This is a genomic window from Streptomyces sp. NPDC060002 (assembly GCF_042737245.1).
Lineage (GTDB): Bacteria > Actinomycetota > Actinomycetes > Streptomycetales > Streptomycetaceae > Streptomyces.
The window spans coordinates 37,210-54,052 of record NZ_JBHWUW010000054.1; the positions used below are offsets into that span (position 1 = coordinate 37,210).

15 protein-coding genes and 2 pseudogenes are annotated in these 16,843 nt (G+C 70.8%); 5 read left to right on the forward strand and 12 right to left on the reverse strand.

What is annotated here, in order from left to right:
* Nucleotides 1–133 precede the first annotated feature (133 nt).
* The gene (locus tag ACFWBD_RS33650; protein ID WP_385675300.1) at nucleotides 134–1,060 is read left to right on the forward strand and encodes a hypothetical protein; all 927 of its coding nucleotides are present in this window, start codon (nucleotides 134–136) and stop codon (nucleotides 1,058–1,060) included.
* Between the two features lie 221 nt (nucleotides 1,061–1,281).
* Here the strand turns inward: ACFWBD_RS33650 and ACFWBD_RS33655 are convergent, their stop codons facing one another.
* From ACFWBD_RS33655 to ACFWBD_RS33670, 4 genes are read right to left on the reverse strand one after another with little or no spacing between them, the layout of a single operon-like run.
* Complete coding sequence (locus tag ACFWBD_RS33655; RefSeq protein WP_385675303.1) at nucleotides 1,282–2,403, reverse strand: XdhC family protein; 1,122 nt, start codon at nucleotides 2,401–2,403, stop codon at nucleotides 1,282–1,284.
* The gene (locus ACFWBD_RS33660) at nucleotides 2,396–4,522 is read right to left on the reverse strand and encodes a xanthine dehydrogenase family protein molybdopterin-binding subunit (RefSeq protein ID WP_385675306.1); all 2,127 of its coding nucleotides are present in this window, start codon (nucleotides 4,520–4,522) and stop codon (nucleotides 2,396–2,398) included. The genes ACFWBD_RS33655 and ACFWBD_RS33660 overlap by 8 nt, the downstream gene beginning before the upstream one ends.
* Nucleotides 4,519–5,511, reverse strand: coding sequence for an FAD binding domain-containing protein (locus tag ACFWBD_RS33665; RefSeq protein ID WP_385675309.1), 993 nt, complete (start codon nucleotides 5,509–5,511; stop codon nucleotides 4,519–4,521). Before ACFWBD_RS33665 ends, ACFWBD_RS33660 begins: the two co-directional genes overlap by 4 nt.
* Nucleotides 5,508–6,101, reverse strand: coding sequence for a 2Fe-2S iron-sulfur cluster-binding protein (locus tag ACFWBD_RS33670; protein WP_385675312.1), 594 nt, complete (start codon nucleotides 6,099–6,101; stop codon nucleotides 5,508–5,510). Before ACFWBD_RS33670 ends, ACFWBD_RS33665 begins: the two co-directional genes overlap by 4 nt.
* A 249-nt stretch (nucleotides 6,102–6,350) precedes the next feature.
* Here ACFWBD_RS33670 and ACFWBD_RS33675 point away from each other — a divergent pair, with 249 nt between their 5' ends.
* Entirely contained in the window at nucleotides 6,351–6,950 is a 600-nt protein-coding gene (locus ACFWBD_RS33675) for a TetR/AcrR family transcriptional regulator (RefSeq protein ID WP_385675315.1), read from the forward strand.
* 91 nt (nucleotides 6,951–7,041) lie between these two features.
* Here the strand turns inward: ACFWBD_RS33675 and ACFWBD_RS33680 are convergent.
* Nucleotides 7,042–7,509: pseudogene (locus ACFWBD_RS33680) on the reverse strand (LacI family DNA-binding transcriptional regulator); the annotation flags it as partial.
* 402 nt (nucleotides 7,510–7,911) lie between these two features.
* Entirely contained in the window at nucleotides 7,912–8,055 is a 144-nt protein-coding gene (locus tag ACFWBD_RS33685; RefSeq protein WP_385675318.1) for a hypothetical protein, read from the reverse strand.
* 371 nt (nucleotides 8,056–8,426) lie between these two features.
* On the opposite strand from ACFWBD_RS33685, the gene ACFWBD_RS33690 reads away from it, so the two are divergent.
* The gene (locus tag ACFWBD_RS33690; protein WP_385675321.1) at nucleotides 8,427–9,548 is read left to right on the forward strand and encodes a PP2C family protein-serine/threonine phosphatase; all 1,122 of its coding nucleotides are present in this window, start codon (nucleotides 8,427–8,429) and stop codon (nucleotides 9,546–9,548) included.
* A 304-nt stretch (nucleotides 9,549–9,852) separates the two neighbouring features.
* Here the strand turns inward: ACFWBD_RS33690 and ACFWBD_RS33695 are convergent, their stop codons facing one another.
* Nucleotides 9,853–10,590: a PH domain-containing protein gene (locus ACFWBD_RS33695; protein WP_385675324.1), complete on the reverse strand. Its 738-nt coding sequence runs from the start codon at nucleotides 10,588–10,590 to the stop codon at nucleotides 9,853–9,855.
* Between the two features lie 358 nt (nucleotides 10,591–10,948).
* Here ACFWBD_RS33695 and ACFWBD_RS33700 point away from each other — a divergent pair, with 358 nt between their 5' ends.
* On the forward strand, nucleotides 10,949–11,476 hold the full coding sequence (locus ACFWBD_RS33700) for a DUF6584 family protein (RefSeq protein ID WP_385675327.1): 528 nt from the start codon (nucleotides 10,949–10,951) through the stop codon (nucleotides 11,474–11,476).
* A 32-nt stretch (nucleotides 11,477–11,508) separates the two neighbouring features.
* Here the strand turns inward: ACFWBD_RS33700 and ACFWBD_RS33705 are convergent, their stop codons facing one another.
* Both ACFWBD_RS33705 and ACFWBD_RS33710 read right to left on the reverse strand, forming a co-directional pair.
* A complete protein-coding gene (locus ACFWBD_RS33705) occupies nucleotides 11,509–12,513 on the reverse strand; it encodes a MerR family transcriptional regulator (RefSeq protein ID WP_385675331.1) in 1,005 nt (334 codons plus the stop codon).
* 47 nt (nucleotides 12,514–12,560) lie between these two features.
* On the reverse strand, nucleotides 12,561–13,868 hold the full coding sequence (locus ACFWBD_RS33710; RefSeq protein ID WP_385675334.1) for a helix-turn-helix domain-containing protein: 1,308 nt from the start codon (nucleotides 13,866–13,868) through the stop codon (nucleotides 12,561–12,563).
* A 236-nt stretch (nucleotides 13,869–14,104) separates the two neighbouring features.
* On the opposite strand from ACFWBD_RS33710, the gene ACFWBD_RS33715 reads away from it, so the two are divergent.
* Entirely contained in the window at nucleotides 14,105–14,482 is a 378-nt protein-coding gene (locus ACFWBD_RS33715; RefSeq protein WP_385675337.1) for a hypothetical protein, read from the forward strand.
* A gap of 153 nt (nucleotides 14,483–14,635) precedes the next feature.
* Here ACFWBD_RS33715 and ACFWBD_RS33720 read toward each other — a convergent pair whose 3' ends face one another.
* The 3 genes and pseudogenes from ACFWBD_RS33720 to ACFWBD_RS33730 form a co-directional block, all read right to left on the reverse strand.
* Nucleotides 14,636–15,310 (reverse strand): class F sortase, encoded by a 675-nt coding sequence (locus ACFWBD_RS33720; protein WP_385675339.1) that lies wholly within the window; start codon nucleotides 15,308–15,310, stop codon nucleotides 14,636–14,638.
* A gap of 119 nt (nucleotides 15,311–15,429) precedes the next feature.
* Nucleotides 15,430–15,978, reverse strand: a complete 549-nt coding sequence (locus tag ACFWBD_RS33725) for a sortase (protein ID WP_385675342.1) — start codon at nucleotides 15,976–15,978, stop codon at nucleotides 15,430–15,432.
* A gap of 685 nt (nucleotides 15,979–16,663) precedes the next feature.
* Nucleotides 16,664–16,843 (reverse strand): annotated as a pseudogene (locus ACFWBD_RS33730) (deaminase); the annotation flags it as partial.

Consider the following 16,843-nt stretch of genomic DNA (forward strand, 5'->3'; position numbering starts at 1 on the left):
CGCCCGGTTGGCACGCCGGATTTGCCACGAAAGAGTGAGGGAAGCGCCGATCGGCCGCCGTTCGTCGCCGTCCGGCAGGGGAGAGCCCCGGCGGCAGCAGAGGCGGGCGGATGTCACCGAGGGGGATACGCACATGCCATGGGACGACCTCAAGCAGGCACTCACCGCTCAGCAAGCCGTGTACACGCCGGCCGATCCTGTGTGGACGGTGAAGGGGGCGAACGGCGAGTCCTTCCGCGCACACCCGGCGTTCCTGGACGGGGTCCGGGTCGCCGGGGCTCTGCCCGCCCTGGTGACCGCGACCGATGGGACGTTCGCCGCCGCGCTCGGGAGGTGGCGGGTGACCCTGGACCGTCACCTGTCGGACGTACCGGGCGCGCGCAACGCCCTCGGGCTCGCCGCCGACCGCTTCACCACCCTGGACGAGGAGATCGTGCTGCTGCGGTACCACGAGTCTGCGAGGTCCCAGCCCGGCGGTGCGAACCCGGTGGTCGCCGCGGCCGGGACGGCGTTCGCCGACCGCCGGCAGGCGGCCACGGTCCTGGACTTCACCCAGCTGCACGCGTTCTTCCTGGCCGCCGTGAGCAACTTCGGCGGGGCCTACGACGCGAGCACGTATCCGGGGCGCGTGGACGCGATGTACGCCCTGGCGGTCGGCTCGCCCGCTGCCACGGCCGCGGGACCGGTACGGCTGGGCGTGGAAGCGGACTGGCAGACTCACCGGCCGGGTTTCGCCCCGACGATCCAGGCCGGGAGGGCACGGCTCAACTTCCGTACGCCCAACGCCCTGGCCGGGCACGCCCTCAAGCACATCCTGCGCACCACGCCACAGATTCCCGGCGATCAGGCCGGCGTCCACGGCCTGATCGCCACGTACCTCCAGGAGGCCCGCGACAAGATCAACGACACCTCCGCGGCAACGGTCAACAGCGCCCTGACGCAGACCGGCACCACCCGCACCTACTACTTCGGCATCGTCAACCAGCACGCGACCATGGTCGCGGTCAACTCCTCCGGTGACGCCTGGATCAGCACCTTCTACGCGCCGACTCGCCTCTGATCGTCCCGCCCCCGGCAGGCACGCGCGACCGCCTCGTCGGGCGTGGCGGCCGACCGCACCGGTCCGGTGACGGCCGACCGGTTCCGGACCGCCGACTCGGCCCGGGTTCGGGCCGTGCCCAGGTCGAGCAGCGGGTCCGGGTTCGCCCGACGGCCCGGTCCGCGCGAGGGAAGGGACCACCGGACGGGCTGCACGCCTCCGCGAAGGAAGCGTGTCGCCCTTCAGGCGGGGTGGCGGTGATGGATCGGCCTGTCCGAACCGGTCAACGGCAGGCCCGACCCGCCCCGGCGGGCGGCGACGATCTCCGCCGTGATCGACAGAGCGGTCTCCTCCGGCGTACGCCCCCCGAGGTCCAGGCCGATGGGCGACCTCAGCCGCGCCAACTCGTGCTCCTGGAGACCGATGTCGCGCAGCCGCCGGTCCCGGTCGGCGTGGGTGCGGTGCGAACCCATCGCGCCGACGAACGACACCGGCAACCGCAGCGCGACCTCCAGCAGCGGGACGTCGAACTTGGCGTCGTGGGTGAGCACGCACACCACGGTGCGTCCGTCCGTCCGGGTGCCCCGCAGATAGCGATGCGGCCAGTCCACGACGACCTCGTCGGCCTCGGGGAAACGTTCCGGGGTGGTGAAGACGGGCCGGGCGTCGCACACGGTGACGTGATAGCCGAGGAACTTGCCGGCCCGGACCAGGGCCGCCGCGAAGTCGACGGCACCGAACACGATCATCCGGGGCGGCGGCACGCTCGTCTCGACGAGCAGGGTGAGGCCGCCGGGGCAGTGTGATCCGTCCTGCGACAGCTCGACCGTGACGGTACGGCCGGTGTCGAGCGCGGCCAGGGCCTGTGCCGTGGCCGCGCGGTCGAGGTTCTCGTGCCCGCCTAGCCCGCCCTCCCGGGAGCCGTCGGCGTGCACGAGCAACGCGGCGCCGAGAAGCCCCTCCGGACCGCGGACGACCCTGACGAGGGCTACGGGCCCGCCCTGTGCCGACGCGTCCAGGGCGGAACGCAGCAGCGCACCGACCGGACCGTCCGCCGTGACCGGGGTGACCAGGACGTCGAGGACCCCGCCGCACGTGAGGCCCACCGCGAACGCGTCCTCGTCGCTGTAGCCGAAGCGCTCGAGCACGCTGTCGCCGGTCTGCAGCGCCTGGGCGCACAGGTCGTAGACCGACGCCTCCACGCAGCCGCCGGACACCGACCCGATGACGGTTCCCTCCCCGTCGACCGCGAGGGCGGCGCCCGGACCGCGTGGCGCGCTGCCGCCGACGGACACCACGGTCGCGACGGCGGCCTTGCGGCCCTCGGCCAGCCACTCGCCCAGCTGCGGCGCGAGGTCAAGCATCGCGGCCGCCCGTCAGGACACGGTCGGGGCGGATGGGCAGGCTGCGGTGGCGTACGCCGGTCGCGTGCCACACGGCGTTGGCGACGGCGGCGGCCGCGCCGACGATGCCGATCTCGCCGATGCCCTTGATGCCGACCGGGTCGTCGGGGTCGTCGTCCGCCACCCAGTGCGCCTCGACGCGCGAGACATCGGCGTGCGTCGCCACGTGGTAGCCCGCGAGATCCGCTCCGACGGGCCCGCCGGAGGCCGCGTCGCGCGCGGCTTCCTCGTGCAGGGCCATGGAGATGCCCCAGATCATGCCGCCGGTGAACTGGCCACGCGCCGTGAGGGGGTTGACGATGCGCCCCGCCGCGAACACGCCGAGCATGTGCCGTACCCGAACCTCGCCCGTGGCGGTGTCGACGGCGACCTCGGCGAACTGCGCGCCGAAGGAGTGCCGTTCCTTCTGCGCGAGGGCGGCGACCGCCTCGGTGGTGTCGGAGCGCACGGTGACGCCCTCGGCCGGGATCGCCGCGCCCGGCACGAGCCGGTCGCGCAGTTCGCCCGCGGCGGCCATGACGGCCCATGACCAGGAACGCGTGCCCATGGAACCGCCCGCGATCATCGCGGGCCCGAACGCGCTGTCGCCGAGGCGCACCCGTACGCGTTCCGGCGGGACGTCCAGGGCGTCCGCGGCGACCAGCGTGAGGGCGGTCCGCGCGCCGGTGCCGATGTCCGCCGCCGCGATCCGTACGGTGAAGCGGCCGTCCGCCTCGGCGGTGATCGAGGCCGTGGACGGGGCGGCCCCGGCGCCGAAGGAAGCCGCCGCGGTGCCGGTGCCGAGCAGCCAGCGCCCCTCGCGCCGCACTCCGGGCCGCGGATCGCGCCGGTCCCAGCCGAAGCGGCGGGCGCCTTCCTCGAAGCAGGCGCGCAGATTGCGGCCGGCGAACGGGAGACCGGAGACCGGGCCCCGGTCCGGTTCGTTGCGCAGCCGGAGCTCGATCGGGTCGATGCCGCACTTGTGGGCGAGTTCGTCGAGCGCGGCCTCCAGTGCGAAGGACCCCGGCGCCTCGCCCGGAGCGCGCATCCAGGTGGGGCTCGGGACGTCGAGCGGTACGACCTGGTTCTCCGTGCGGTGTGCGTCGGCGTCGTACATCACCCGGGCCACGCCGGCACTCGGCTCGACGAACTCGTGCACGGTGGAGGTGCGGCTGAGCGAGTGGTGGTCCAGGGCACGCAGGCGCCCGTCGGTGTCCGCCCCGAGCCTGACCCGCTGGATCGTGGGGCTGCGGTGGCCGGCCAGTGTGAACATCTGACGACGGGTCAGGACGACCCGTACCGGACGCCCGACCATCCTGGACGCCATCACGGCGGCGACCTGGTGGGCGCGCACGCCCTTGCTGCCGAAGCCACCGCCGACGTGCTCCGAACGCACCCGCACCGACGCGGGATCGAGGGAGAAGAGGTTCGCGAGCTCCGCGACGACCCAGGTGGCACCTTGGTTGGAGTCCACCACCTCGAGCCGGCCGGCCGCCCAGCGGGCGGTGGCCGCATGGGGCTCCATCGGGTGATGGTGCTCTTCCGGAGTGGTGTACGTGGCGTCCACGACGACGGCGGACGCGGCGAGTTCGGCCTCCAGGTCACCCTTCTCCGTCACGGCGGGCATATGGCCGTCGGACGGGTGGGCGTCGGGGTGGCCGCCGGTGAACCCGACGTCGTGCGGGACCTGTTCGTAGTGGACGACGAGGGCCTCGGCGGCCTCGCGCGCCTGCTCGGACGTCTCGGCGACCACCAGCGCCACCGGCCAGCCCAGGTGGGGCACCCGGTCGCTCTGGAAGACGGCACACGTCGGGTCCGGGACGGTGCCCAGCAGGCCGACGTAGTCGGTCTTCAGCGGCAGGGCGTTGCGATGGTCCAGCACGGCGAGGACGCCTGGCATCGTGAGGACGGCGTCCACCTCGACGTCCCGGATCCGGCCACGCGCCACCGTGGACGACACCAGCCAGCCGTAGGCGAGTTCGGCGAAGGGAATCTCGCCCGCGTACCGGGCCGCACCGGTGACCTTGTCCCGCCCCTCCACGCGGACGTGACCGGTGCCGACGGCGCGGACGGCGGCGAGGGGCGCCTCGGTCGTCGTCATCGGGCGGCCTCCTCGGCGAGTTCGCTCAGCACGGCCACGGTCAGGTTGCGCATCAGGGTCACCTTGAATCCGTTGTGCGACAGGGGCCGGGCCGCCGCCAGTTCGGCGTCCGCGGCGGCCGCGAACGACTCCGCGTCGGCAGGTGCCCCGGTGAGGATCCGCTCGGCGGCACGGCCCCTCCAGGGCCGGGAGGCCACCGCGCCGAACGCCAGGCGCACCTCGCGCACGACACCGTCGCGGACGTCGAGCGCGGCGGCGACCGAGCCGACGGCGAACGCGTAGGACGCGCGCTCGCGCACCTTGCGGTAGCGGGAACGGGCGGCGACCGGTGCCGGCGGCAGGGTGACGCCGGTGATCAGCGCGCCCGGCGGCAGGGCCGTCTCGCGGTGCGGGGTGTCGGCGACCGGGAGATAGAACCAGCCGAGGGGCAGTTCGCCCGGTCCCGTGGCGGTCTCGTAGTGCACCACGCCGTCGAGGGCCGCCAGCGCGACGGCCATGTCCGACGGATGCACGGCCACGCAGTGCGCGGAAGCGCCGAGGATCGCGTGGTTGCGGTTCTCCCCCCTGACGGCGGGACAACCGCTGCCGGGAGTCCGCTTGTTGCAGGGTCCGGTGGTGTCGGCGAAATAGGCGCAGCGGGTGCGCTGGAGCAGATTGCCGCCGACGGTGGCCATGTTGCGCAGCTGGCCGGAGGCCCCGGCGAGTACCGCCTGCGCCACAGCGGGGTAGCGGGTGCGGACCAGGGGATGGGCGGCGAGGTCGCTGTTGGTGACGGTCGCGCCGATCCGGACGCCGCCGGCCGGGGTCGGCTCGACGCGGTCCAGCGGCAGGCCGCGTACGTCGACCAGCCGTCCCGGACGTTCGACGCCGGTCTTCATCAGGTCGACCAGATTGGTGCCGCCGGCGAGGTAGCGCGCGTCCGGGTCGGAGCCGAGCAGCGCGACGGCGCCCGGCACGTCGGATGCCTTCCGGTAGTCGAACTCCCTCATGCCGCAGGCTCCTTCGGTTCCGGTCCGGCACCCGTGCGCGCCACGGCTCCGGATTCCGGGGCCCCAAGATCCGCGGCCCTGGTGACGGCCTCGACGATCGAGGGGTAGGCGGCGCAGCGGCACAGGTTGCCGCTCATGCGTTCACGGATCTCGTCGGCCGTCAGGGGTGGTGGTCCGGCCGCGGGCCGTACGTCGGCCGAGACGGCGCTCGGCCATCCGGCGGCGTGCTCCGCGAGCACCCCGATCGCCGAACAGATCTGTCCCGGCGTGCAGTAGCCGCACTGGTAGCCGTCGAGATCGAGGAAGGCCTGCTGCACCGGGTGCAGCCGGTCGCCGTCCGCCACACCCTCGATGGTGGTGATCTCACGCCTTTCGCCCGCGACCGCGAGCTGGAGGCAGGCCAGGGTCCTGCGGCCGTCGACCAGAACGGTGCAGGCCCCGCACTGTCCCTGGTCGCAGCCCTTCTTTGTGCCGGTGAGGTCGAGTCGCTCGCGGAGAGCGTCGAGCAGGGTGGTGCGGTGGTCGACGGGCAGCGTGTGCCGCTCGCCGTTGATGTGCAGGGTGATGACGCTGGACGTCGGTAAGGCCATGAGAGCTTCTTTCGCGCTTTCGGAACCTGGGGCGGCGGCCGCCGGTGCCTGACGGCTGCCGAGGTGCGTCGTTCGTGGGGCGGGGGTGGGCGCACGGGACGGCGCTGACGGTGTTCGCGGACTCCCGCGCGGACCCGGCCGGGGCTATGGTGAACCCAACCGGACAGTCGTCCGCTATCGGCAAACGTAACGGACAGTTGTCCGCTTAGCAAGGGTGGGGTTCGGCCCCGCACTCCCGAGGAGAATCGAGTGCAGCACAAGAAGGACGCGCCCCTGCGCTCGGACGCACAGCGCAACCGTGAGCGCATTCTCGAGGTGGCACTGGCCGAGCTGACGCTGTGCCCCGACGCCCCTCTCAGTGCGATCGCCAGGAAGGCGGGCGTCGGACAGGGCACCTTCTACCGCAACTTCCCCAACCGCGAGGCCCTCGTCCTGGAGATCTACCGCCACGAGATGCGCCAGGTCGCCGACAGCGCGGCCCAGCTGCTCGAGCGGCTGCCGCCGGAGCAGGCCCTGCGCGCCTGGATGGACCGGCTGGCCGAGTTCGCCATGACCAAGGCCGGCCTCGCCGACGCGATCCGCCTCGCCACCAGCACGCCGGGCGGCCCCGAGAGGCCGGCGCACACCCCCGTCACCGACGCGGCCGAACTCCTCCTGCGCGCCAACGACGCGGTGGGCGCCATCCGGCCGGGCATGACCCCCGACGACCTGGTCCTCGCCATCGGCGGCCTGTGGCAGATGGCGCCCACGGACGACTGGCGCCCGCGCGCCGCCCGGCTCTTCGACCTCGTCATGGACGGACTGCGCGCCGGCGCGCCCGGCGCCGGCGGCCAGGTTCCACCGTCCTGACCCGGGCGCCGGCCGGCGGGCAGTGACGGGGCAGTCCGTCCGACTTCGCTACGACGCGTCGAATGGGCGTGAGCAGGAGGAAAGTCGGGTCCTCCAACTCCTCACGGCGGCCCAGGTGCACGACCGGGAAGCCGTCCTCGACCAGCCGCCTGAGCTCCGTACGGGGTGTGTGCCGGCCGATGAAGAGACAGCCGTCGGCGAGCCGGACCCGGCCCAGGGCGTCGGGACCCGCGGCTCCCGCGCCGCCGGTGCTCGACCCGGTGAACAGCACCAGGTCGTAGCCGAGCGCCGCCGCCTCGCGCTCCACGCCGACCAGGAAGGGGTAGTACGAGTGCTGCACATCGGTGGGGAACGTGGCGGTGAAGCTGAAGACGCCGAGGAGGTTGTTGCGGGCCGCGGCCAGCCGGCGGGCGGCCGGGTCGGGCACGTAACCCAGGCTGCGGGCTGCTTCCAGGATCCGTCGGCGGGTCTCCTCGGAGATGATGCGTCCATTGCCGTCGGGCTTCGGTGAGAGCACCAGGGACACGGTCGCCTGGGACACTCCCGCGAGCCGGGCCACCTCGGCCTGCCGTGGCCGTGCCGTACGTCCGGCGCGGGCGCCCGTCCGGGCCGCTTCCTGGGTTCCACGGTGCACCTCTCCTGTTAATGCGTATTACCTAATGCGCATTACGGAGACTGCACCTACCGCCCAGCGGGGTCAGGGCTTGGGACGGAAGTCGCCGCGGAACCGAACGGCACGGTCAGGTCCGCTCCCGGCGGCAGTGCGACGGGGTGTGCCGGAGGAGCCGGCGGCTGCTGTTGTCGCCGGGTCGACCGTGGAAGACAGGAGTAGATCCCAGCTGATCCGCGACGGGACGGCAGCCCGTCCATGGTCGTCACCGCCGCGGCCAATGCCAGCAGCAAGGACTTGGTCGGGCGGATCGGACGACAAGTCGGTCCGCCCGACAAGGGGACCGCAGGGTCAGCGCTTCTTGGTCTTCTTCCGTTGCGGCGGAGTCCACTCGCCTCGGTGCAACTGGCAGCGGGAGTAGCCGATCATCGCCGGATTCTGGCACCGCTTTCCGGTCGTGGTCTTGGTCGACCCGCACTTGACCTGCTTGCCCATCCGTCCTCCTCCGCCCGGTCGAGGTGTTCCGTGTCGACCCCATCGTCACCGGGCTGGGGCGTCCATCGCTCTCTTCGCTTCCTCATTCGGCCGAATCAATATCCTTGATGCCCGAATCGCTGGCCGTGGTGCGCATGCGGGTCCGGCAGGTTCAGGGATCCGGATCCTGCGGTCCCCTCGCAGGGTGTCCGTGAACGGAAACCCTGCGCAGCCGAGAGTCGTCGTCCACGCCGCACGCTGATATGTGGTGGGAGAGGCCGATGAGGGCTCCCGTTTCGCACAGCCACGGCCACGGCCACGGCCACTGCCACGGCCCCCGGTTCTCGGAGCGGCGTATCTCCGTACGCGCAGGTAGGTGGAAGGCTTGAGGCATGGGCCTTCGACCGTGGCTGGACTTCCGGCATACCTGGCGGCCGGGTCATGCCCCCGCGTTGGTCGTGATCCCAGTGGGGCTGATTGTCGCGGTCTGTGTGGTGGATGTGCTGGCTCCGCCGCACATCCACCTCGGTCCGTTGCTGGTCGCGGCGCCCGCGATCACGGTGGCGTTCGCCGGCGCCCGCGTCACGGCGCTGATGGGAGCTCTCGCGGTGGTGGCCCAGGTGTTGATCGGCGTGTTCAGAGGGGTCCTTCCCACCGCCAACATCCAGGCCCAGATCACCGCGCTGATCGTCGTCTCCGTCGCCTGTGTCACCGTCTGCGTGGTGCGGGACCGACGTGAGCGGCAGTTGCAGCGGGTGCGGTCGGTGGCCGAGGCGGCGCAGAGCGTCCTGTTGCAGCCACTGCCCGCACGCACTGGCCCGCTGCGGATCGCCAGCCTCTACATTCCGGCCGAGGAAGAGGCCGAGCTGGGCGGAGACCTGTACGCCGCCGCACGGACCGTCCACCACAGCACCCGGCTCCTCATGGGCGATGTGCGCGGCAATGGCCTGGCCGCGATCAACAACGCCGCCCTGCTGCTCGGCGCCTTCCGTGCGGCCGCACATCGACAGGCCACCCTTCCGCGCCTCGCCGTCCACCTGGACGCCGCGTTCCGCTGGGACACCAGCCAGTGGCGATCACAGGCAGAGCAGGACACCGACGAGGACTTCGCAACTGCCCTGCTGCTCGACATCCCCGACCACGATCCGGTCGTCCACCTCATCACCTGCGGCCACCCACCACCGCTCCTCCTGCGTGGGAACCGCATCACCCCACTCATGCCCGAGGCGAGCCACCTCCCGATCGGCTTCGGCGGACTCTTCGGCATCTCCGCCTACGAGGTCCAGACGTTCCCGTTCGAGGTCGGTGACCTGCTGCTCCTCTACACGGACGGCGTCATCGAAGCACGCGATGCCGGCGGAGTCTTCTACCCCTTCGCCGATCGGGCGCCCGAGTGGACCAAGGAGGACCCCGACGAACTGCTGCGCCTTCTCCAGGACGACCTGCTCACCCACGTCCACGGACACCTCGACGACGACGCGGCCGTAGTCGCGATCCGCCGCCTGGCCGTCTGAATCCCGGCCGTCCGGGCCGACCGCGTGGTCACCAGACTCCGCTCGTCCTCGACCCGCCATGGATCTTTCGGGGAGCCGTTCCTCGTGCGCGTCGGCGGCGGTCAGTGCCGCGCGGGCCTGCTCGCTGCTGAGGTTGAGGGCGCAGGCGTGGTGGAAGCGTTTTCGGTCTCATTCGAAGCCCGTTGAACTTGCGCCGTTTCGTTCCTCCAAGGTTCGTTGCACTCTCTGACCGCAATTACTGCTCCGGTGTTCGTGGTGGTGGTGTGTGCGGGGAGCGAACTATCGCGGCCTGAAGGGGAGTTGGTCAGTCAATCGGCGCACCGGCGGAGGTTCCGGTCGCTGGGTCGGTGAGGCGGCGGTTCTGACTTTCGCCGACGCGGTCCAGGACGAGGAAGAAGACGGGGAGACAGAGCAGCGGGACACCCCCGACCAGCAGGAGCATGTGCGTCGGTCGGTCGTCGAAGACCGACCAGATGTCGTAGACGAACATGACGGCCGCGACGACCAGGCCCGCGATGACCGCCCGCTGCCACGCCTTGCGCCGTCGCGCCCCTCGGGCGATGCGCTCCTCCGTCTCCGGTCGCGTCTCCAGGGACGTGAGTCCGAGCCGCAGGGCGGTGGCGCACAGGTCGGCGACCTCGGCGACCGGGTCGGTCAGCTGATGCTCGTCGAGGTGGGGGAGGCGGACCCGGTGCCCGTCGGTGGCATAGAGATACCCCGACCACCGAGGGGCGCTCCCCCTGTTGTTCTCGACCCGGATGCCGTAGATGTCGGACCAGGCCCAGCTGCGCGTGCGTATCGGCCCTCGAACGGTGACGCCGTCGGCGGTGACGAACGTACGCGCCCGCCACTGCTCCAGCGCCACCCGGCCGGCGGCGGTCAGCCAGGCCGCCACGGCCAGCACGTCCCAGCCCGACGGTCCGAGCGTCGCCATCGCGTGCAGTGCGCTGGCGGTGACCAGTGCCGCCGCGATGAGCATGGTGAGGAACGCGGGCGGTACTCCCCGGCGTCTGCGGTACTCCCGCTCGATCCCGTCGCTCATCGCAACTCCCCCCGTTCACGAGGCCCTCACGGCACAGGCATGAGAGCGAAGGGATCTTATAGCCCGTCTCTGTGAACGCGAGGCTGCGGTACCGAAGCGCGCACTGACGGGGGAGTACGCGGTTGTCCGGTGGACCATACGGGGACCGGGCCGTCGCTCTGGGCCGATGGTGCACGGTGTGGAGTGGGCGGCGCAGGGGCCGGGTGGTGAGCCCGAGTCTGGACAAGCCCCTGAAGGCTGTCCCGTGACCGGCGGTGCCGGGTCTCAGTGAAATTCAGCCGATGCCGTCAAGAGCGAGCGAGTGCTGCGCGACAAAATCAGGTCGACGTAGGTCAGCGCGGTACCCGATCATGCGTTCATGCCGCTGAGAGAGACCCTTACCCGAGTCGATGCAGACCTGGCCGCCGGCCGGGTTCCAGTCGCGCGCCAGCGCCTGCGCGGTCTCATCTCGTCCTTCCCGCACGACCTGACGCTCCGCCGTCGTCTGGCCGAGGTGTACCGGCTCTACGGCGACGCCACCGAGGCTGGGCGCTGGATGTACCTCGAAGAGGACCGGAATGCCGAGGAGACCGCCGCCTTCGAGGCGCGGTACGGGTCTCCCGGGTGGCGGATGAAGGCCCTCGCCTGGCACGGCCTTGAGGCGAAGGCCGCCACCGCCTTCGCGGAGGGGCAGTTGGTCGCGGTGCGGACCGCCTGCGCCGAGGAGGTGGGGCACCCCGTCGACTGGGACGACCCCGCCTCCTACCGGGACGACCCGGACGGGGAGTCCGAGGCGCCCTCCGAGCCGTTGACGGCCGGCGGAGTGCTGGCGGGCGTCGGCTGCCTGGTGGCGGTCCTGGTGTTCCTTGCGATCTGGGTGAATGGACTGGTTGCCCTCTTTGACTGACTCACATCCTCGAGGCCTGTGAGGAGCGCCGCTCAGGGTTCGCTGAGACCGTCCGGGACTGCTCCTTCAGGGATCCGGGGCGGTGCACACTGCGATGACTGTGCGGCGCGGTCATTTCGCAGGGCCTGGATGAGCCAGGGGTACACCGGGATCAGGTTCGGTATTACCTGCCAGCCGTTGACGATCCACACCAGCCGCCAGTATCGGTCCACCTGGGGATCGTGCGCCTCATTGAACTGCTGGGTCATCCAGTCCCGGAATTCCTTGTCAGGGGTGCGCGCGAGCACCCCGGCGAAGCGGTGCACGAGGTCGTCGATGACGGGTGCACCCCTGTCGCCGAGCGGGTCGATGCCCGACTCCATGGCTTCGGCCACCTTCTGACGGGTGAACTCCATCAGTTGCTCGCCGACCTCGCTCTCGATGTCGAGCGTGCGCCCGGCGGCCTGGCACCTGGCCGTCCGGCGCATCCGGGCACGGAAGTCCTCGTCGCCGACCAGTTCGGCGAGCTCCACCCACGCGGCGACCTGCTCGCTGGACGGATCATCGGGGAGGTCGGGAGTGGCAGCGCGAACCATGGCCACCGCGGCCGGGTCGGCATCCACTGTGCCGAAGGTGCCATCCACGAAATCGTCGATCAAACGTCGGCGTTCCTCGCCGGACAACTGCGTGAGCCTGTGCATGAGCTTGGTCTCCTCGGGACTGGACCCGCGTCTGGCCACGGCTCGCAGGACGCTTCGACGCAGTTGCAGCACCCGGATCTGGACGTCCATGGCGTCGGCGTGCGCCGCGGCGACTTCCGCCACCGAGAGCTCGCGGTCCAGTACCCGTTGAATCGTGGCCAGGTCCAGGCCCAGCTCGCGCAGTGTGCGGAGGAGTTCCAGACGAAGCAGTGCGTCGAGGTCGTAGAGCCGATAGCCGGCGGGACTACGGGTGGTCGGCGCTACCACCCCCGAATCGGAGTAGAACCGGATGGTCCTCACAGACAAGCCGGTCCGCCGGGAAAGCTCCCCGATCGAGTAGAGGGTCGTAACGTCCATGCCCCCCACTCTGCTGTCTCCAGTCACTGGAGACTCAAGCCATGCCCTCAGCTGTCGTACGGGACCCAGGCACGCTCGCCTGCGACGTTCGTGCCGTACCAGTAGCGTGGCATTCCCTTGATGCTGGTGGTGTGGAACGGGTGGCCGTGGTCGTCGATGCGGATCGTGCCGGTGCGGCCCTGGGAGGACCAGTCGAGTTCGAGGTACCAGCGGGCGTCGTAGGTCTGTGTCGTCGCGTCGACCAGCAGCACCTCCGGGTCCTCGGCGGAGACGCGGTACGGGAAGTGCACGGCCGGGAGGGTGTGTTCGCTGTCGGCGCCGTCCTTCGGGCGGGCGATGGGGCGGTCGGCATCGAGGTCCATGGTGAAGCGGCGGGGTGTGAGGTCGCCGCCACAGCCCTGCCCCATGGCGTAGGCGCTCCCGGCGGCCGGATTGCCGCGGCTGACGATGCGGACGTGGAGCGCCTGGAGGACCACCGCCGTGGACGACCTCCCCTGCACCGAGATCCGCACCCTCGTCTGCCGTCCGTGCACCGCGCCCTGCGTCGCCGCCCACGCGCCGGCGTCCTGCTCCACCGGCGGCGGGGGCACCTGTGCGGGCGGCTTGTCGATGACGTAGTCGTGGTCGCAGCCCTTGTCCCAGACCAGGGAGTCGGTGCTCCAGGTGAGGGGCAGGCCGGTGGTCGGCTTCGCGGCCGAGGTGGGACCGCTGCCGGTGGAGGATGAGGCGGGGGTTCTCTGCCGGGGGCCGGGCGACGCGGAGCTCCGCGAAGGGGAGGGGGACGCGGTGGCCGACGACGGTTTCGCCGAACGGTGGGGTGCGCCGGGGGCGGTCGTCCGCGGGCCCGCGGGGCGGGAGGCGTCCGCCTCGGAGGAGCGGTCGTCCGACAGGGCGGACGTGCTGCGCAGGGTGGCGAGCAGCACGCAGGTGACGGCGGTGGACGCAAGGACCCGTCGGCTGCGGTACCAGGGGCGGGGAGCAGGGGAGGGGGTGGACTCGTCTGGGTGGGGATCCCCGGGCTGCTCAGCGGAGCTGCTTTCCTCGACGAGCGCCCCGTTCGTGTCCGGTGCCGGAACCGCCGCCTCCGCCGAACCGGCCGTACGAACCCGTTGCCGATCCGCCATCGCCGACAACCACAGCCGGTGCAGCTCGAGCCGCTCCTTCGGTGTCGCCTCACAGAAGGCCGCGAGCCGCTCCACAGGCGCGAAGTCCTGCGGCACCGTCTCGCCCGCGCAGTACCGGTGCAGCGTGGAGGTGTTCATGTTGAGGCGGCGGGCCAGGGAGCCGTAGCTCCGGTCCGTGCGGTCCTTGAGCCGGCGCAGCAGCGCCGCGAACTCCTCGACATTGTCCCGCATCGACACCGTTCCTCCGTCGCCCGCCCGCGATCCCTGTCCCAGGGACTCATATCCCTGCACGTCAGATGAGTTGGGATGGTTCCACCGTCGCCAAAGGGACGGCAGTCGTTGCGCCGGACTCCGGTGACGGCCGATGCTCTTGGTGTCGCACGGACCACGGCTGACCAGCGGCATCCGCAGCGGATCACGATCTACAGCTGCCGTATCAGACGATCTACCTAATTCTTGGAGATGTGATGAAGTCCGTCATCCGAAAGGCGGCCGGCCTCGCGGGCGCGAGTGTGGCCGTCGCGGCCATGTCCGTGACCGGCGCATCGGCAGCCCCGGCGGAGTCCCCCACCCATGGCTGCCCGTACCCCTATGTCTGCTTCTACGTGGACGAGCACGCCTATAGCGCGGGCACGCCGATCACGAAGTACCGCGATGTCACCAGTTCCTACCAGACGGTCAGGTCCCGGCCGCACTACCACGTCGTGAACACCCGGAACGACGACGTGGCGTACCTCCGGCTCCAGGACGGGAACTCGATATGCCTGGTTCCGAATTCTGAAACCGTGTTCGCGAACACTTACAGCGTCACCGGAATCAGGATCTCCAGCAGTTCCACCTGCTGAATCTGCTCGAACGGTCGGCGGGCGCTTCCGCGGTTCAGCATGGACGGGACGGGACCTGCCTCTGTCCATACGAGGCCATCGGGGTGAGCCTGCGCCAGATGCCCGCGACCGGGCCGGCAGGGACCGTGCCGGAACCGACGCCGTGCGATGACGTCATCTCACTGCGGTGAGTGTCGCGTAGACCACGATGTTGCCCTGGTATCCGGTGTCCTTGGCGTAACCACCGCCGCAGGTGATCACCCGTAGTTCGGCCCGCTCGGAGCTGCCGTACACCTTCTCGCTCGGGAAGCGGTCCTTTTCGTAGATCTCGAGGGCGTCGACGGTGAATACGGCGGTGCGCTGATCTGCCCGGTTGATCTCGATCGTGTCGCCCTTGGTCAGGACACCGAGCTCGTAGAAGACGCCCGCGTTGCCGCCGGGCAGGTCCACGTGGCCCGCGGTGACGGCTGTCCCGGCGGATCCCGGCGTCGTGCCCTCGCTGTACCAGCCGGCGAGGTCGGGACGGTCGGCGGGCGGGGGCTCGAGCGCCCCCGATGAGTCGAGGTGCAGCTTGGTGACGGGGGCGTTCACGTTGATGGCGGGAATCCGGAGCCAGAGCGGTTCCGCGGGCGGGAGCGGGGACACGGCGGGGTCCGATGGAGCGGCGGTGCGGCGGGCCGTGGCGCCCGGCGGAGGGGAGAAGGCCTGGCCCGCTGAAGGCTGTGGTGGCCGCTCGTCGTGTACCGCGCCGGTCACCAGCACGGCACCCACCACGAGTGTCCAGGCCAGAAGCCTGGCCGAAGGGATGAACGAGGAAGAGGAGGAGTCGGTGGTGTTCCTGGGAGCCATCGCGGTCGGTTCTCTGCTTACAGCGGGGGAGAGGGAGGCGATCGGTGCCCGGCGGCTCCCGGGACCGGAGAGGCTCCGGGAGCCGGCGGGGGTGAGGAAGCCGGTGGGGAGACGGGCGGTCAGTTTCGGTTCGAGCTCGAGCGGTGACGCATCCTCACCAACCCCCCGGCGGCGGCTGCGGCGACCAGCGCTGCGCCCAGAGCGAGCTGCGTGGACGTCTGCCCCGGGTGTCCGAAACCGGCCTCGACGGCACCGTCAGGCTGGTGTGTCGGGAGCCGGTACGAGTCCGTGATCCTGATCCGCGGCGGGCACTTGACGGTGACGGTGTCCGTGCTGGGCGAAGATCCTTCCGGCACGGTGAACTCGCCGGTGAGCACACCCTTGCTCTCGCCTTCGTAGAGGTGGAACGCCCCTGCCACCTCGGACTCGCCCTTGCCGTAGGTCACGTCAGCACCACATGCGGTGGTGCTGACGGTGACCGTGGAGCCTTGGGCGGTCTGCCGCGAGCTGATGTCGAGACCTGAGTCACCGGCGGCAGCGGCGACTGGAATCTGAAGAGCCAGGAAACCGGCCATCAGGCCGATACCGATGCCAACACGTTTATTGCGCACAAGAACCCCTCCAGCGGAGCAGTGTCCGGTCTGTTGTACAGCGCCTGAATTGTGCACCACTGTCGAGGCAACCGACGGTGTGTCACCTCCGCAACATGACGGATCGGCACACACCTCGCTCGGACAGGCGTATCGATTGCTGCGGCACGGGCATTCACGCAGGTCAGGGGAGTAGGAACCGAAGTGGTGGAGGAATCGCCCACAGGTCGGCGAATAGGCTAACGAGCTCGCACCGGGGTGTGCCCCCTTGCACGCCGAGGCCGGGTGCGGGGTGATCGATTCGGGCTCCATCGGGACCTGGGAGGATCCGGCATGCTCCGGTCGTGCGAAGCCGCATCCGGCCGGCATCTGTGCGGCGGCGGACGCGCGGTCACCGCGTAGACGTCGCGCGCCGCCCCACGCGGTCACCCGTTCTCCCGACGGCCCGCTCACGCACGCCGTCGGCCCCTTACGGGCACTGGTGACCGGCCCTCAGCACCTCGTGCTGTGACCGGAAAGATTCGCCGAGCCGGCGGCGACGTCTGGCTGCAGCGGATCGCGGTTCGTGTGGGGCCGTATGCGGGCCTGTTCAGTTGGGGGCTGTCCCTGAGGCGCACCACACCTGCAGGTCTGCTGCCTGTGTGGTGCGTTGGTGGTTGTGGGCGAGTACTGGGGTCTGCATCGGTAACTCGCCCACACCTACGCGTTCATCTGCCGGAACGTTCGCGCCGGCCGTACCGAGGGTCCCGGGTCGTCTCTTGTGTCATCTGCGCCAGAAGAGGTGGTGCGTCACGCCGCTCGGGCTGGGCACGACCTCCATGTGGAACCGGTCCAGCAGCTGGTCGGGCGAGTCCCACAGGCGTAGCCCGGACCCGAGCTTCACCGGTGAGACGGCCACATGCATGGTGTCGACGAGGTCGGCGTCGAGGAACTCCCGGATGGT

What these genes read in the sequence shown, in the direction of transcription:
- ACFWBD_RS33650 (WP_385675300.1), top strand. Translation starts at nt 134, where the DNA reads ATGCCATGGGACGACCTCAAGCAGGCACTCACCGCTCAGCAAGCCGTG.
- ACFWBD_RS33655 (WP_385675303.1), bottom strand. Translation starts at nt 2,403, where the DNA reads ATGCTTGACCTCGCGCCGCAGCTGGGCGAGTGGCTGGCCGAGGGCCGC.
- ACFWBD_RS33660 (WP_385675306.1), bottom strand. Translation starts at nt 4,522, where the DNA reads ATGACGACGACCGAGGCGCCCCTCGCCGCCGTCCGCGCCGTCGGCACC.
- ACFWBD_RS33665 (WP_385675309.1), bottom strand. Translation starts at nt 5,511, where the DNA reads ATGAGGGAGTTCGACTACCGGAAGGCATCCGACGTGCCGGGCGCCGTC.
- ACFWBD_RS33670 (WP_385675312.1), bottom strand. Translation starts at nt 6,101, where the DNA reads ATGGCCTTACCGACGTCCAGCGTCATCACCCTGCACATCAACGGCGAG.
- ACFWBD_RS33685 (WP_385675318.1), bottom strand. Translation starts at nt 8,055, where the DNA reads ATGGGCAAGCAGGTCAAGTGCGGGTCGACCAAGACCACGACCGGAAAG.
- ACFWBD_RS33690 (WP_385675321.1), top strand. Translation starts at nt 8,427, where the DNA reads ATGGGCCTTCGACCGTGGCTGGACTTCCGGCATACCTGGCGGCCGGGT.
- ACFWBD_RS33695 (WP_385675324.1), bottom strand. Translation starts at nt 10,590, where the DNA reads ATGAGCGACGGGATCGAGCGGGAGTACCGCAGACGCCGGGGAGTACCG.
- ACFWBD_RS33700 (WP_385675327.1), top strand. Translation starts at nt 10,949, where the DNA reads ATGCCGCTGAGAGAGACCCTTACCCGAGTCGATGCAGACCTGGCCGCC.
- ACFWBD_RS33705 (WP_385675331.1), bottom strand. Translation starts at nt 12,513, where the DNA reads ATGGACGTTACGACCCTCTACTCGATCGGGGAGCTTTCCCGGCGGACC.
- ACFWBD_RS33710 (WP_385675334.1), bottom strand. Translation starts at nt 13,868, where the DNA reads ATGCGGGACAATGTCGAGGAGTTCGCGGCGCTGCTGCGCCGGCTCAAG.
- ACFWBD_RS33715 (WP_385675337.1), top strand. Translation starts at nt 14,105, where the DNA reads ATGAAGTCCGTCATCCGAAAGGCGGCCGGCCTCGCGGGCGCGAGTGTG.
- ACFWBD_RS33720 (WP_385675339.1), bottom strand. Translation starts at nt 15,310, where the DNA reads ATGGCTCCCAGGAACACCACCGACTCCTCCTCTTCCTCGTTCATCCCT.